The sequence below is a fragment of the Kitasatospora sp. NPDC038210 genome (genome assembly GCF_055600605.1).
The window spans coordinates 1-14622 of sequence record NZ_JBVJYK010000042.1 but is presented as its reverse complement, the minus strand read 5'-3'; the positions used below and the strand labels follow the sequence as shown (position 1 = coordinate 14622).

At 70.5% G+C, this 14622-nt stretch carries 11 protein-coding genes; 2 read left to right on the top strand and 9 right to left on the bottom strand.

Annotation, left to right across the window (positions count from 1 at the left end):
- Nucleotides 1–254 precede the first annotated feature (254 nt).
- From ACZ7KX_RS40045 to ACZ7KX_RS40025, 5 genes are all read right to left on the bottom strand, one after another.
- On the bottom strand, nucleotides 255–2309 hold the full coding sequence (locus tag ACZ7KX_RS40045) for a transglycosylase domain-containing protein (protein WP_470330865.1): 2055 nt from the start codon (nucleotides 2307–2309) through the stop codon (nucleotides 255–257).
- A gap of 416 nt (nucleotides 2310–2725) precedes the next feature.
- The gene (locus ACZ7KX_RS40040; RefSeq protein ID WP_470330864.1) at nucleotides 2726–3169 is read right to left on the bottom strand and encodes a hypothetical protein; all 444 of its coding nucleotides are present in this window, start codon (nucleotides 3167–3169) and stop codon (nucleotides 2726–2728) included.
- 53 nt (nucleotides 3170–3222) lie between these two features.
- Complete coding sequence (locus ACZ7KX_RS40035) at nucleotides 3223–4248, bottom strand: SCO0930 family lipoprotein (protein WP_470330863.1); 1026 nt, start codon at nucleotides 4246–4248, stop codon at nucleotides 3223–3225.
- Nucleotides 4249–4549: 301 nt separating this feature from the next.
- Nucleotides 4550–5944: a DUF1996 domain-containing protein gene (locus tag ACZ7KX_RS40030; RefSeq protein WP_470330862.1), complete on the bottom strand. Its 1395-nt coding sequence runs from the start codon at nucleotides 5942–5944 to the stop codon at nucleotides 4550–4552.
- Between the two features lie 55 nt (nucleotides 5945–5999).
- The gene (locus ACZ7KX_RS40025) at nucleotides 6000–6731 is read right to left on the bottom strand and encodes a DUF4142 domain-containing protein (protein WP_470330861.1); all 732 of its coding nucleotides are present in this window, start codon (nucleotides 6729–6731) and stop codon (nucleotides 6000–6002) included.
- 713 nt (nucleotides 6732–7444) lie between these two features.
- Between ACZ7KX_RS40025 and ACZ7KX_RS40020 the strand changes: the two genes are divergently transcribed.
- Nucleotides 7445–7687, top strand: coding sequence for a site-specific integrase (locus ACZ7KX_RS40020; protein ID WP_470330860.1), 243 nt, complete (start codon nucleotides 7445–7447; stop codon nucleotides 7685–7687).
- A gap of 511 nt (nucleotides 7688–8198) precedes the next feature.
- On the opposite strand, the gene ACZ7KX_RS40015 is transcribed toward ACZ7KX_RS40020, so the two are convergent.
- The 4 genes from ACZ7KX_RS40015 to ACZ7KX_RS40000 form a co-directional block, all read right to left on the bottom strand.
- Nucleotides 8199–9710: an NADH-ubiquinone oxidoreductase-F iron-sulfur binding region domain-containing protein gene (locus ACZ7KX_RS40015; RefSeq protein ID WP_470330859.1), complete on the bottom strand. Its 1512-nt coding sequence runs from the start codon at nucleotides 9708–9710 to the stop codon at nucleotides 8199–8201.
- Nucleotides 9707–11041 carry a hypothetical protein gene (locus tag ACZ7KX_RS40010; RefSeq protein WP_470330858.1) on the bottom strand — a complete coding sequence of 445 codons (1335 nt, stop codon included), beginning with the start codon at nucleotides 11039–11041 and terminating at the stop codon, nucleotides 9707–9709. The genes ACZ7KX_RS40015 and ACZ7KX_RS40010 overlap by 4 nt, the downstream gene beginning before the upstream one ends.
- Before the next feature lie 404 nt (nucleotides 11042–11445).
- A complete protein-coding gene (locus ACZ7KX_RS40005) occupies nucleotides 11446–11901 on the bottom strand; it encodes a hypothetical protein (protein ID WP_470330857.1) in 456 nt (151 codons plus the stop codon).
- Nucleotides 11902–12346: 445 nt separating this feature from the next.
- Complete coding sequence (locus ACZ7KX_RS40000; RefSeq protein WP_470330856.1) at nucleotides 12347–14029, bottom strand: S53 family peptidase; 1683 nt, start codon at nucleotides 14027–14029, stop codon at nucleotides 12347–12349.
- Nucleotides 14030–14240: 211 nt separating this feature from the next.
- Between ACZ7KX_RS40000 and ACZ7KX_RS39995 the strand changes: the two genes are divergently transcribed.
- The coding region (locus ACZ7KX_RS39995; RefSeq protein WP_470330855.1) for a S26 family signal peptidase at nucleotides 14241–14622 on the top strand (382 nt) is incomplete at its 3' end.

Below are 14622 nucleotides of genomic sequence, written 5' to 3'. Positions count from 1 at the left end.
ATCCCGCTCCCTGCCCCGGCCCCTGTCCCGGCCACGAGAAAGGGTCCTGCTCCCCGTACGTCACGCCACTTCCCCCACGCGGTCCCTGCCCCCACCGGACACCCAGTCAACTCCGCAGCCCAGCAGACTACTGCCGCCCGCCCACACACCGCCCGCCCTTTCCCGCCCGACGGCGCCACGGCACGGCGAAGGCCGTCGACCCACCCACCCCGTGGGGCGCGTGGGTCGACGGCCATCGCCGGAATGACGGACCGTTACGGCAGCTGGACCGAAGGGAAGGTGCCGGCCCGGGTGCCGTCCAGGGCGCCGTCCAGCGCGTCGCGCCAGATCGGGCCCGCCAGGGTGCCGCCGAAGGCCTGGTCGATCACCTTGCCGCCGATCTTCTGGCCGTCCAACGGCTTCGGGTTGTCGGTGTCGCTGACGACGGTGGCGCCGGCCATCTCCGGGGTGTAGCCGACGAACCAGACCTGACGGCTCTCGTTGGTGGTGCCGGTCTTGCCCGCGCTGTCGCGGCCGGTGAGGCCGGCCATCTTCCCGGTGCCGTCGTCCACGACGCCCTTGAGCATCGCGGTCACGGTGTCCGCGGTGTCGGCGGACATCACGGACGAGCAGTTCGCCTGCGGCACCGCCAGCTGCTTGCCGTCGGGGCCGGTCACCGAGGTGAGCGCGGTCGGCGCGCAGTAGGTGCCGTGGGCGGCGAAGGCCGCGTAGACGCCCGCCATCGCCAGCGGGGTCAGGTCGTTGCTGCCGAGCGTCATCGACGGCACCACCTGGAGCTTCTCGCCGCCTGCCTGCTCGGTGATGCCGAGCTTGTTGGTCATCTGCGCGACGTTGCAGAGCCCGGTGTCGGCCTCCAGCTTCGCGAAGTAGGTGTTGACCGACTGCGCCATGGCCGTCTTCATGTTGAACTGGCCGGTGAGGGTCGGGCTGTCGTTGTGCACCTGCCCGGACGACGGGAACTTCGCGCCCGAGCAGTCCTTCATCGCCGGCCACGGGATGCTGTAGTCGGTCGTGTAACTCTGGGCCGGCGTCAGGCCGCTCTCCAGGGCCGCCGCCGCGACGATCGGCTTGAACGTCGAACCGGTCGGGAAGCCCAGCCCGCCGCCCATGGCCTTGGTGGCGTTGTAGTTGATCTGCGTCTGGTGCTGCTTGTCGTCGACGCCGTACGGACGGCTCTGGCCCATCGCGAGGATCTTGCCGGTGCCCGGCTCGACGATGCTCATCGCGGTCGCCGCCTGGTCCCCGGCGTTCACGTGCCCGGTGACCGAGGTGTACAGCGCCGCCTGCGCCTTGGGGTCGAGCGTGGTGTGGATCTGCAGCCCCCCGCGCTTCCACACCGCCTGCCGCTCGGCCGCCGACTTCCCGAACGCCGGATCGGTGAGCACCACCTTGCGCACGTAGTCGCAGAAGAAGCCCTCACCCTGCTTGGCCAGGATGCAACCCTGTTGCGGCGCCTGGACGTTGAGCCCCAGCGGGGTCGCGATCGCCTGCTGGGCCTGCTCCTTGGTGATGTGCCCGTACTCGGCCATCTTCCGGAGCACCGTGTCCCGCCGGTCCTTGGCCGCGGTCGGGTTGACCACCGGGTCGTAGTTGGTGGGCGACTGCTCCAGACCGGCCAGCATCGCGGCCTGCGGCAGGGTGAGGTCCTTGGCGTGCACGCCGAAGTAGCGCCGCGCGGCCGACTCGATGCCGTAGGCCTTCTCCCCGAAGAACGTGATGTTCAGGTAGTTGGTGAGGATCTGGTCCTTGCTCAGGGTCTCCTCAAGCTTGATCGCGTACTTCAGCTCCTGGATCTTGCGGCCGACGGTCTGCCGCTGCGCCTCCTGGACCTTCTGCGGGTCGTCGCCCGCCTCGTCGACGAACACGTTCTTCACGTACTGCTGGGTCAGCGTGGACGCGCCCTGCGCGGTGGTGCCGGAGGAGGCGTTCTTGTCCAGGGCCCGCAGCACGCCCTTGAGGTCGATCGCGCCGTGCTCGTAGAAGCGGTTGTCCTCGATGTCCACCAGCGCGGTCTTCACCAGCGGGGATATCTGGTCCGCCGGGACCACGGTGCGGTCACGGTCGTACACGGTGGCGATCGTCCCGCCCTGGGCGTCGAGGATCGTCGAGGCCTGCGACAGCGCCGGCGTCTTGAAGTCGTCGGGCAGGCTCTGGAAGTCGTCCGCCGCCGACTGGGCCCCCAGCCCGGCCGCCGCCACCGCCGGCAGGGCGATCCCCGCCGCCACCACACCCGCGACCACACTGATCCCGATCAGCCGCAACCCGTGCCCGAACTTCCGCATGCCCGCCCCCGCCCGCTCCTGTGCCATGGACAAGGACCCTACGTGCACGTCATGAGGAACCCGTAAGAGATCCGGTACCGATCTGTCACAACTCTGCGACAAGGACCGCCACCCCCGTTTACCCCGCCGCCCCGGCCCGGCTACCGGAACCACACCGGGCGAACCGGCCCCACCGACCGCGCGTCCGCGGCTCCTCCTCGTTCGACAGCGAGTCGCAGGTAGATCGTCCGCACGAACACGGGGACCGATCACGCCCGGCCAGGGATCGAGCGCATCGCCCGAGGTCAGCAGCGTGAGGCAATTGCGGAGCCCTGTGCGGGGGCCGGGCGTCCCCCGGGACGCCCGGACTGCGACGGCGGTGGCGACGCCACGGGACTCCGCGGCCCAGGGCCGGGGAGTCCCGTGGCGTCGCCACCGCCCGGTCGATCAAACGCTCGCCAGGGTCAACCGGTCCCTGACGGATCGTGGCCGGTGTGATCGCCGTGATCGGCGTGCCCGGTGTGGTCGGCGCCGCTGGTGATGACCCCGCCGAGCTTCGCGTGCAGGAGGTCCGCCGTGGTGTCGGACACGACGACCACCCACCGGTCACCCACCAGGTACGACCCTCCGTACGCCTCGGCCTCCGACGTCCAGGCCGTCTGGGCCCCGTTGGTCGGGAAGGTGGCGATCCAGACCTCGTTTTCGCCGAGGGTGCACAGCCCCTGGCGGAGGTCCGTGGTGTCGGCGGTGATGTCGGCCGTGCAGCCGATCCGCTGGGCCAGGTCCTCCACCGAGGCCCGGGCAGCGTGGGCCGACGTCTGCGGCGAGGCGAGCAGTCCTCCTGCCCCGCCGAGCAGTTCGACGACGCCCAGGCCGAGCAGGACGGTCAGCGCGAGCCACTGGAGCACGCGACGGACGGTCCGCTGCGGCCGGACGGCCGCCACGGTGGAGTCCCCGGCCGTCACTTACCGGTCACCGGCTTCCCCGTGGGGTTGATCGCCGACCACAGGTTGTCCTTGCCGTTCCCGTTGGCGTCACCGGGGGCCTTGTCGCCCGTGTAGGTGTAGACGGGCTTGCAGTTGACGGACAGCTGCCAGGTGCCGTCGGAGCGCTGCATCTTGCCGATCAGCTTCGGGTTCACGCCCTTGACCTGGGTCGGGTCGACGGCGGGCGCCGGCTTCCAGGTCATCGCGCACTGGCCCTCGCAGAGGGAACGCATCGGCCAGGACGGGTCCTTGGCGTACTGGTACAGCGTCATGCCTTGCGCGTCCACGACGATCGGGCCGAGCTGCGGCTGGGTGGCCACCGAGACCTGGGCTCCCCCCGGGGCGGGCTGCGCCGGCTGGGACGTCGGGGCCGCATCGGTCGGCATCTCCGACGGGTAGGCCGACGCACCGGGGGCCGGGGCGGCCGCCTTCTTGCCGTCGGGCGCCACGGCGAACCAGACGCCGCCTACACCCTGGCCCTTGGTGTCGCCGGCCGCGGTGTCCTGCGCGTAGCGGTAGACCGGCCAGCCACCCAGCGTCAGCTGCTTCGATCCGTCGGCCCGCGTGACCTCGCCGATCGCGCCGGCTTCGATCCCGCTGCCCGCGGTCGTGCCCTCCTTGGTGACCGGCGGCCAGGTCTTGGCGCAGCCGTCGTTGCAGTTGGACATCGGGGGCTTGGCGGTGTCCTTGTCGAACCGGTAGAGGGTGAAGCCCTGGCCGTCGGTGACCACCGTGCCGAGCTTGGCGTCGTTGCGCACGGTCAGCGCTCCGCCGGCCTGACCCCCGCCCGCGGACGGCGACGCGCTGGCACCGCCGTAGGAGTCGTACGCGCCGTAGGATCCGCTGCCGGCCGGCGCGGCGTCCTGCGCGCCCACCAGTTGGCCGGTGTCCGACCCGGACGGCGTCTTCGCGCTGCTGCTCATGCTGCCCATCAGGGCCATCACCAGGAGACCGACCAGCAGGACGCAGAGCCCCACCAGTCCGTATCGCTTCGTCAACATGTTCCTTGCCTTTCCATCGGTGGAATCTGGCCTTCCGTGGATGTGCGCGTCCCTGGTGATCCGGTCCGGCGTCGAACGCCGGTCCGCGGACCCGGGACGTGGGTTTCAGGGTCGATAGCCCTCCGGAACCTCTCGATCGGCCCGCCGCCCCGTCGAGCGCCCCGGGCCGCACGGGCCACGCGCGAGGAGGAGCGGCAGCGCCCGGAGTGTGGGCCCCGAGCCGGCGGCACGGGCCCCGCGGCTCGATGTACCGCGCAGCGGCCCCGGCCGTCATGCGCGGGTCGGCCCGGGACGGGGTGGGTCACCCGCAGCGACGCCCCTGGTTGATGCAACCGACCATCTGGTCCAGCAGACCCTGGTTCATGTTGTTGATGAAGTCACCGTGATCGGTGATCGGGTTGTGGAGCTGCTCGGGGAAGCTGTCGACGGCGAACCGGACCCCGGCCGGCACGTCGTAGGTGATGCGCTGCGTCAGTTGCGGGATCGCCTTGAACTTCTTCGGGCACGCGCCCGACTTGTCGGAGAACGCCGTGTGGGTCCGGTGGTTGGCGCTGTCGATGTTCTTGCCGTCCCAGCAGTCCGGGAACTTCAGCGTCCGGACGACCCTGCTCCCCTGCGGGCAGATCGGGTACTTGTCGACGACCTGGCGGTCCTCGAAGCCCGTGCAGCTCCACGACGCACGGGCGTTCGCCGGCCCGTTGGTGAAGGCCTTGGCGTCGCCGGTGATGATGCGCAGGAACCGCTTCATCGGCTGGACGGGGTTCCCGACACTGGAGGTGTACGTGATGTTCGCCTCGGCCGGCTGCAGGATCCGTCCGACGTTCTTGTCCTTGCCACCACCGGGCGCCTTGGCGTCCTTCTCGTTGGTGCCGTCGAAGACGCGCAGGACGGGCCAGTAGTACGCCGACCCGTCGCCGTTGGTGCACGTGGTGCCCGAGGCGGCGAGTTTGCTGTTGGAGGCGAACGCGTCGGTGGCCACGTTCCCCACGTAGTCGTGCATGTGGTGCGCGCCGTTGCTCACACCGGGCGCGACGATCACGTTGTCGGGGTTGAGGTGGCGGTTCTCGTTGCGCCCGCACTGGGACGTGAAGGAGCCGGTGGCCGACCCCTTCTTGACGGGCGCCGGGACGTTCGGGGACACCGTCTTGATGTCGACGAACCCCTTCTTGGGGAAGGATTTCACCTGTGCGGCCGGCTTGGTCTGGGCGACGGCGCCGCCCACGCCGTCGGCACTGAACCCCTTGGCCGCGTCCTGAGCCACCAGGTCGTGCCTGACCGTGCACTTCGCCATGCCCGAGAGGTCCTGCGGCAGACCGGAGTCCGGACCGGCGCCGTCCGCCAGCTTCTTCAGGGTGTCCGCGCGCTTGTTGGCGAGATCGCCCATGACGCGGTTCTCGGTGTCGCCCGGGGCGGGCGCGGACAGCCGGTCGTACGCGTCCGCCACCTGGACGTCGAGCTCGGCGAGGTTCTTGTCGACCGCGTCCTGGGACGCTTCCGGCACCTCGTTCAGGGCCACCCCGGCGTCGGCGCAGGCGACGGTACCGAGCTGCGGGGACGCCGACCGCGCACTCCCCCATGGACGCTCGCCGGCGAAGGCCACCGCCCCGGCCGTCCCGGCCGCGCCGGTACCCAGGATCGCCGCCAACAGCAGGGCGCCGGCCCTTCTCCTCGACGTGTCACGTTTACGAGACTTCATGTTCTGCACTCTCCTCAGACGGGATCAGGCCTACCGGACAGGCCGCAGACGGCCTTCATCCGGTCGTCTGGCGGGTCGATCCGGCGGACGCCGGCGTGGGGCTCGGGGATGGAGCGGCCGAACCGGTCGGTAGCGGGGTGAGCTTGTCGAATTTGACGAGTCGGGTGTCCTCCAGGACGTTCATGTGGTCGAGCACGGTGGCGTTGGCCGTGTTCGCAAGAGCCCGGACCGTGGAGTTCTGGGTGCCGGCGCGCACTTGGGCCACGACCGCGAACACCTGCCCGTGGGCGCTGCGCAGGATGTTCGCGAATTGCTCGTCGAAGTCCGCGCCCTGCGCGGCATCCAACTGCTTGAGCCAGCCCTGCTGCTGTGCCGAGGGCTCGGTGGGCACTTCCAGATCCAGGGTCTGGGCGGCGGTCAGCACCGCCTTGTCGAGGTCGGTGTGACCTTGGATCAGGTGTTGGCCGGCCATCTTGACTGCGGGGCTGGTGCCCTTCGCGAGGGCCATCCGGCCTGCGGGAATCTCCCACAGTCCGGCCAGCCGAACCCGCTTGACGAAGTCACGGTCGAGGGTGGTGAGCGGCCCCGTGGGTGTCTGTGTTGCTGCTTGGGCGTCGCTCACCGGGGCGCTGCTGTAGGCACCGGTCGACTTCACCATCGGGTACACCAGGGCCGCTGCGGTGAGGATCGTCGCGACGACGATCAGCAGGGTGGCGTACGACCTTGGAGGGCGTCTCACCCGGGGGAGGCCGTAGGCGGCTGTTCCCGATCTACGCTTCTTCCTCATGGATGACATGGGGCTCTTCCTCTTCTGCACCCGGAGGTCAGGGCCGTGGGGAACCCACGGGAACTGGTCCGGGTGGGCCCTGATGGTCCGTGCGGTGATGAGCCACGCGCAACGGTCCACGGACGGCGCGGCCGACGAGGGGATGATGCGGCAGCACGGGACGGCTGCCACGATGGGACGGTCCGGCTCCGAACGCTCGGCCTGGCCCCGGAAGGGATCAGGGCCAGGCTCGCCGACGGAACCACAGCGGGATCAACGGTTGGATCGGCGACGGCACGAGGGACGGCGTCACGGACGGTGACGGGCTTGATCGCGGACGGCATCACCGGCGGCCGCGGTCCGGCCCGGTCAGGGCGAGGACGGTCCCGGGGTGGAGCGCATCACGTGCCGTGCGTCGTCGCCGGCAACGGGTCCTGGAACAGCACGGATGACGTTCATCTGTCGGTGCCTCCGTATTTCGCGGTGGTTTGAGGTGTCTGCGCGCCGGCACGGAGTGGTGCCCAGCCTTATTCCGGGTACGCGCGAAGAGGCCAGATCGGTTGACGAGTTGCCCTGGTCCGCGACCTGGCGAGAACGAACATAGACGGTATTCGGCGCGTGGAGCGCTCTCCAGCCTGAAATTCCGACTCCGCTAAGGAATGCCTCATGTTGCGCTTCACCAGGCACTCGAAGGGGGTTGGTCCTTGGCCGCTGCCGGACCCGTCCGCAAGGCCTTGAAGAATTCCAGGGCCATCCCGGCGGTGGAGAAACTCGCGGCCGGAACCGCCTACGACGACACCGGATATGTTCTCGTGGACGAGCTGGGAAACCCGCTCAAGACGGAAAGGCTCCGGCGCGAGGCGTACAAGCTCATGGAGACCGCCGGCGTTCGCAAGGTTCGCCTCTACGGCGCCCGGCACGCCACGCTCTCCTGGATGGCCAACAACGGCGTCCCGGAGACCGTGGTCTCCGCATAGACCGGTCACACGGACCTCAGCGTCACGAAGCGGGTCTACGTGCACCCCGACCCGCGGAGCCTCAGGGACAGGGTCGGGGAAGCTCGGCGAGCTGCTCGGCTGCCCGTGATCATCACCGATGTGAGAAGTTGTGAGAGGCAGGCCCTGAAAACGACCAAGGGCCCCGCTTCACTCTCGTGAAGCAAGGCCCTGAACGGCGACAATGGAGCGAACTCCAGTCGGGACGACAGGATTTGAAAGCCCCGGGTCGAGGAGCTGATCGACGCCGCCCGGATGCCCGTGTTCCCGCCGGACGAGCGCGAGCATCACAACTGATGGCCACTCATGGATTCCACGCGAGGGCGCACGGGGTTCGCGGCCTCGTCGTGGATCATGTGGTCGAAGCCCCCGGGCCTCGGCCTCGATCACTGCGGGGCTGTCCGCCAGATCGTCCGGGTGAGCAGGCTGCCGGCTCGTACTGGTCCCACCGGAGGGCGACCGGGCCGACCCCTCGATCTCCTGGCCATCCGTCTCAGCGGCCGGACACGGCGAAGCGAAGGGCCAGGGCCGGGCACTGGTTGACCGCCCGTTTGGCGGACAGCGTCAGCCAGACCGGCACGGGGCCCTCGCTGACCACCGGGAAGCCGTGCCGGTCGAGCGTGAACAGCTCCGGGGCGATGTCCGCGCACAGTCCGTGTCCGTCGCACAGGGCCCAGTCCACCTTCAGGTTCACCCGGCCGACCTCACCGACGTCCCGGTCCGGGCTCCAGGGAACAGTCGGCAGCACTGCGCGCACCCGCCGGCCGCAGCCGGCGCCCACCGTGTGCGCACGGACGTCCTCGCTGAAGGCGCTGAGCGCGGACCGGACGAACCCGGCGGAACCGTCGGGGTGGGAACAGGCTCCCTGTCCCACCACCGCGGCGGCGAGCCGACGGACCTCCTCCACCGCCCGGCTGCCGCCGCCGGCCACCATCGCGCCGAAGGCCCCTGCCAGCTCCGGCAGTCCGCGTCGGCAGGGGCCGCACTGGCCTGCCGACTCCGCGGCCAGCCACCGGACGATCCGGTGCGCCTCGCCCAGCGGACAGGTGTCCTCAGGCAGCGGGATGACGATCCCGGCGCCGAACGTGCCACCGGACTGCCGCATCCCGGCCCGGGAGCAGGGAGCGGACACCGCCGACGCCGCGTCCAGGAACATTCCGTGGTAGCCGCCGACCAGCACTCCTTGACCCGGCCCGGTCCCGCAGGCGTCCAGCACCGCGCCGAGCGGGGTCCCGGCGGGAGCCTCCACCACCACGGGCCGCCGGGCGCCCGGCCGGTTGACCGTGAGCAGCACCGTTCCGGGCTCCGCGTCGGGGCCGACGGCGCGGTACGCCTCCGCTCCGAGCCGGGCGGCGACGGCCAGTTGGGCGTACGTCTCGGCGTTGGAGAGCAGCGTCGGCAGCCCGTCCACACCGCCGAGCCCGCCGTCGGAGGAGCGGACCTTGCGGCTCGGCGGGAGGGCGACCAGCCCGTTGATGCCGCGGATCAGCGCACCGGACTCGCCGGAGACGAAGCGGCCCGGCTGCTGCACGACCCGGATCGGCAGCCGGGAGCGGCGTTCCGCGACCGCCGCGGGCATCGAGGTGACGCCCGGGCTGCCCTCGTCCACGCCGACGGCAACGCTCTCGGCTCGCAGCGCCTCGCCGACCAGCAGCGCCCCGTCCAGAACGAGGTGCGGGGCGCGGGCGAGCAGCATCCGGTCCTTGGCGCTGCCCGGCTCGCCCTCGGTGGCGTTGACCACGACGGCTGCGGGCAGACGCCGGCGCCGCGTGGAGTCGATCACAGCCTGGAGCTTGCGCGCGAAGGGGAAGGCGGCGCCGCCCTTCCCGGCCAGCCCGATCCGCTGGGCGAGGTCGACCAGCTCCGGCGCGCCGTACCGGGGCAGTGGCCCGTGCACGGCGAGATGGGCTTCGTAGCCCATCCGGATGTACTGGTCGAGCCCGGCGGTGAGCCGGGGCGGTCCCATCCGGATGACCTCCGGGACGTCCGCGGTGCCGGCCGTCACCCGTTCGGCCAGGAGTCGACGCCGTAACCGAAGGGCTGTGTCCACGTGGGCTGGTACCCGTAGCCGGGACCGGCCCAGGACCCCTCCGCGGGTGGGAACTGCGGGCCGGTGTCGGGTTCCTGCGGGTACCCGGGGTTGCCGGCGTACGCCTGGGGCGGGTACTGCTGGACATACGACTGCTGGGGGTACTCGGCCTGCTGTTGCTGCTGCTGGAACGCCGCCTGCTCCACTGGGTACTGCTGATCCCCTCCGTACAGCATCGCGTTGAGTTCGCCGGTGTCCCAGGCATCCGTCGTGAACTGGTCCCGCTGTTGCATCTGTTGTTGCTGCTGTTGCTGTTGCTGCTGGAACGCCGCCTGCTCGGCCAGGTACTGCTGACGGCCGACGTCGAGCAGGGCGTTCAGTTCACCGGTGTCCCACTGCAGGGCGGCTGGGTCCATGGGCACCGGGGCGGGCATGGGGGCAGCCGAGGCGGGTTCCGGCGTCGCCGCCGGCCGGGCGTCCGGAATCTCCACGTCGAGCGCCAGCAGTGCGGAGGACTCGCCGAAGACGGGCAACTGGTCGCCGATCGGAGGGTAGCCCGCCTCCTCGCCGGAACCGATCAGGTCCACGGCCATCAGGCGGCGGTTGGCGTTGACGCCAGTGGTGTTGCGTCCGGCTCCGTACAGGAACTTGATGAGCAGGACGAGTGCCACCGCAGCCATGTTGACGCCGTACGACCACACGACCCAGCCCCTGGCCGGTCGCCCGGCCTCCAGCCCGTGCGCGAGGGCGAGCGGCCACGAGGCGTAGGCGACCCAGTGCGTGGGCCGCCACAGCCGGGTGAGGCTGGGGTTGGCGGTGAACCGTCCGCGCAGTGCGCCGGTCACGGCGGCGAGGACGAGTAGTTCGGCGGCGATGGTGCCGACTCCGACCACGAACCGGGTGCCGGGAGCGAACGGCACCACGGCCGCCGCAGGAGCGGCATGCCCCTCGGCGACCTTGTTGGCGATGTGGATCACCAGCGTCACCACGGCCGCCACGGAGACGGCGCGGTGGAGGGCCTGCACCGCGACCCTGTGGCGCGGCGTCAGCAGCCGTCGCTCGGCTGCCAGGAGTCCGAGCGTGACACTGCCGCTGAGGGCCATCAGCGTCAGCACGCCGAAGAAGAAGTCGACGAACCGGTGCACCGCCTCCGTGCCGCTGCGGTTGTGCGCCGTCGCGGGGAGCTGGAGGGCCTGCGACACCGTGGCGACCACGGCGAGCACCACCACGACGGCGGCGGCCAGAACCGGGGCCGGAGTCCTCGGCAGCTCCGGCGCCGTGCCGGCGGCGGCCGCGCGAAGCCGCATCACGGTGTCCTGCGGGGACTTGCGACGTGGCCTTGTCGAATTCCTCAAGCTCTGTCCTTGTCCGATAGTGATGGTGGCCCGGCGGTCGGCGCGAACCCGGTGCACATGAGCGTGGGTTTCCCGGCGCCGGACGACATCAGCCGTGTGGCGCCGGGGAAAGCGCTGGGAGACCCACCGCCTGGATGCCGGCGCGCCTCCGCGCCCGGCGGGTGGCGCTCTGCCAGTGGCTGCTGTAGACGGCGTCCGGGCACTGCCTGCCGCGGTCGGCATGCCGGTGTGCGGGTAGGCCGGGTCGGACGTCGGCATGGCCGTCGGCCCACCGCTCGGCTCGGTCGGCCGACCGGTGGGCATTCCGGAGCCGGACGAACCCGACCAGGAGGGCGGTACCTGTCCGGCCTCGGCAGTCACCCTGCGGTGACCAGCGGATGAGCGTTCTTGTCGTCGGCCTGTGCCGGCGCGGTTGCCTGCCGTACCGCAGACTGACCGGACGCGACGGCTGCGGGCCGGACCGACGGGCCGCTCTCCAGCGACGCGGGTCCGACCTGCTTGCCCGCCGCGACCGGGGCCTGGCCAGGGGCTTCGACGGCCGCCGCGCCGGACAGTGGCATCACCGTCGTCGTCGGCGTGGTTCCGGCGAGGGTTCCGGCGGTGCCGTGAACCGGAGCCACCTGGCGGGTACGGAAGGCCAGCTGGTGGCTCACCGCTTCGTCGAGAGTGACCGGCCGCTTCAGCTCACTGGCCAACTCGGACGCGAGAAGTCCGAGTTCGGCGACGCGTTGCCAGTCGAGACGGACCACGAGACGCAGCTCGGCGCCTCCTTCAGGGGCGGCTGTGACAGCCGGGATGGCCATGTCGTTCACGGACGATCCTTAAGGTGCGGATTGTGGTGGGGAATGCGCGTCGGCAGATGATGGCCACCGGCCCGACGCCCGTCGGCGTGGGCCCGCGTGCCGGTCGCCCGGCGGGCGGCGTGGACGGGTGAGGTGGGCCCGGTGCCGTGCTGCCCGCACCGGGCTTGGTGAGAGAGACCGTACGACTGTCGGCGTGTCGAAAACACCGTCAGCGCGAAACTTTCGACTCCCCTAAGGGAGCGCTCATTCCAGGCTCAGTCGGTACCGCCGGGGCCCGCTCAGCACCGATTCGACGACGCCGAGTGGGAGGCCATCGGGAGCCACCGGGCCACCGGGCCACCGGGCCACCGGGCCACCGGGCCACCGGGCCACCGGAACCTCGTGCGTTCGTCAGCGGCCTTCGCCGTACGCGGCTTCAAGGTCGGGCGGGGCTGTTCCATTCGGGCCGTCCCGTTCAGCGGTGGGCGGCGAGCAGCCGGTCGGCCAGCTGGTCGGCCACCGGGGTGCCCAAGCCGGTGACCTGGTCGTAGCCGGGCCTGGCACGGAAGTCCTGGTTTCCGCCGGTGGTCACGTCGTGGAACGCCGACTGGCCGCCGCCGGAGTTCACCAGCGCGTAGAGCTTCGGGTTCACCTCGCCCAGCACTGCCCGGCCTGCCGCCTTGGCCTTCTGGTCGTACAGTGCGGTGAAGCCCGCCCACAGTGGAGCGGCCGCCGAGGTACCGCCGACGATCTGCCAGCCGGGGCCGGCCTTACCCTGAGTGAAGATCGCGAAGCCGGTGGCGGGATCGGCGTCGGAGGAGACGTCCGGTACGGTGCGCCGGGCGGCGTTGACGCCGGTGCCGTTCTGAAAGGACGGTTTGGCGAAGACCTTGGAGGTGCCGCCGCCCGAGGTGATCCAGGCGCTCTCGGCGGAGTAGGTGTTGCCACTCAGCCTCAGGTTGGTGCCGCCGACGCCGGTGTTGTGCGGGCTGGAGGCCGGGAAGTCGACCACGGGCACGCCGGGGCCGCTGGCGGAGCGGCTGCAGTCGCGCGAGCCGTCGTCGCCGGAGGCCGAGAAGATCGAGATGCCCTGGGCGGCGGCCTGCTTGAAGGAGTTGTTGACCGCGGTCATGATCGAGACGGTGGTGTCCGGCTCGCAGGAGCCCCAGGAGATCGAGATGACCGAGGCCTTGTTGTCCGCGACGATCCTGGCTGCCATGTCGACCTCGCCCTGGTCGCTGTTGGGTGCCTCGTAGATCAATTGCTGGGCGTTGGGGGCGACGCCGCGCACGATCTCGCTGTCCAGCTCGACCTCGCCCTGACCCTGGCCGGGGTGGGCGTCGAAGTCCGCGCCGTCCACCGGGACGGTTCGCACGGCCGGGCCGGACAGTCCGAACCTGCGGTCGTACGTGGTCAGGTCGGAGGACCGGTAGCCGTCGAACTCCCAGAGGGCGACCGTGGTGCCGGCTCCGTTGGTGCCGAGCTTGTCCAGGTTGTAGGCGCCGTCGTACTGGGCCGGGCCGAATCCGCCCGGGGTGGCGGCCGGGGTCGAGGCGTCCGGTACGGCTATGCGGGTGGTGCGGCTGGTGTGGTCGTCGAGGCCGACGACCCCCGCGACGACGGCGGCCAGGTCGGACGGCACCGACGCGGGGGTGTCGTTGGCGTGGAAGGTTCGGTGCTGCTCGCCGTCGACGTACATGCTCTCGTGGGTCCCGAAGGCCGCGGCGATCCGGTCGGCCGTGCCGCCGACGTTGACCAGCTGCCGGTTGGCACTCACCCCGGTGACGGTCAGGCCCTGGGATGCGAGGAAACGGGTGACCTTGTCCACGTCGCCCTGGGTCGGGCCGTATTCGGCCGCGAACTGGTCGGGCGTCAGGTACTTCCCGTACAGCGGGTCACCCGGGGTGGAGACGGCTGCGAGGAACCGGTCGAGGGCCGCGGTGTTGCGCAGCTTGAGGTTGACGGAGACCGCCATCGGCTGGCCGGCAGCGAGGGTGTCCTGCCGCTGGGAATGGGACACGGCCGGGGGCATGGTCTCCGGCAGTGCCGTTCGGGCGGCCGCAGTCTGCGGCGTCAGCGCAGCATTGGCGCTCAACGAGACGGCGGCCAGCGACAGCACGGCCAGGGCAGCGGACAGGGCAAACGATCGAGATCGCACGGACTCCTCCGGAGGGCGGGAACGTTCCGGGTTCGGGAACATGCGGACGAGCATTGCCGAAAATCTGTTAGAGAATACTTAGCGCAGCTTTATCGGCAAGTGATGTGAATTCGCCTTCGCCGCAGACGGATGGGCTGCGATCGGGTCAGTGAATTTGAATGAGGGAACGGCCACCGGCTTTACCCCGCAGAGAGTCGCTAAGCTCGGGCCGATGAGAACTCAAGGCTTTCGCGGTTCGCGGCGGCGGATGCGCCATCGTGCCACCTGGGGGCGGGCCGAGCGGCGCAGGGTCGCCCGGCGTGCGGAGCGCCGGAGGAGACGTTCCCGCCTGTTCGAGCTGCCACTGATCACTCTGGTGGCACTGGTGCTGGCCCTGTTGCTGAAGACCTTCCTGACGCAGGTGTTCGTGATTCCGTCAGGTTCGATGGAGAACACGCTCGACATCGGCGACCGGGTCGCCGTCGACAAGCTCAGCCCGTGGTTCGGCGACCGGCCGCACCCAGGGTCGTTTCAAAGTCCTGGTGAGCGCGTGAGTCCGCAGGTCACGGCGATGCAGGGATCCATGCTGGGCCGTCACGAACGCATCGAAGCTC

Coding starts and splice junctions, on each gene's coding strand:
- ACZ7KX_RS40045 (WP_470330865.1), bottom strand. CDS start 2,309: ATGGCACAGGAGCGGGCGGGGGCGGGCATGCGGAAGTTCGGGCACGGG.
- ACZ7KX_RS40035 (WP_470330863.1), bottom strand. CDS start 4,248: ATGTTGACGAAGCGATACGGACTGGTGGGGCTCTGCGTCCTGCTGGTC.
- ACZ7KX_RS40030 (WP_470330862.1), bottom strand. CDS start 5,944: ATGAAGTCTCGTAAACGTGACACGTCGAGGAGAAGGGCCGGCGCCCTG.
- ACZ7KX_RS40025 (WP_470330861.1), bottom strand. CDS start 6,731: ATGAGGAAGAAGCGTAGATCGGGAACAGCCGCCTACGGCCTCCCCCGG.
- ACZ7KX_RS40010 (WP_470330858.1), bottom strand. CDS start 11,041: ATGCGGCTTCGCGCGGCCGCCGCCGGCACGGCGCCGGAGCTGCCGAGG.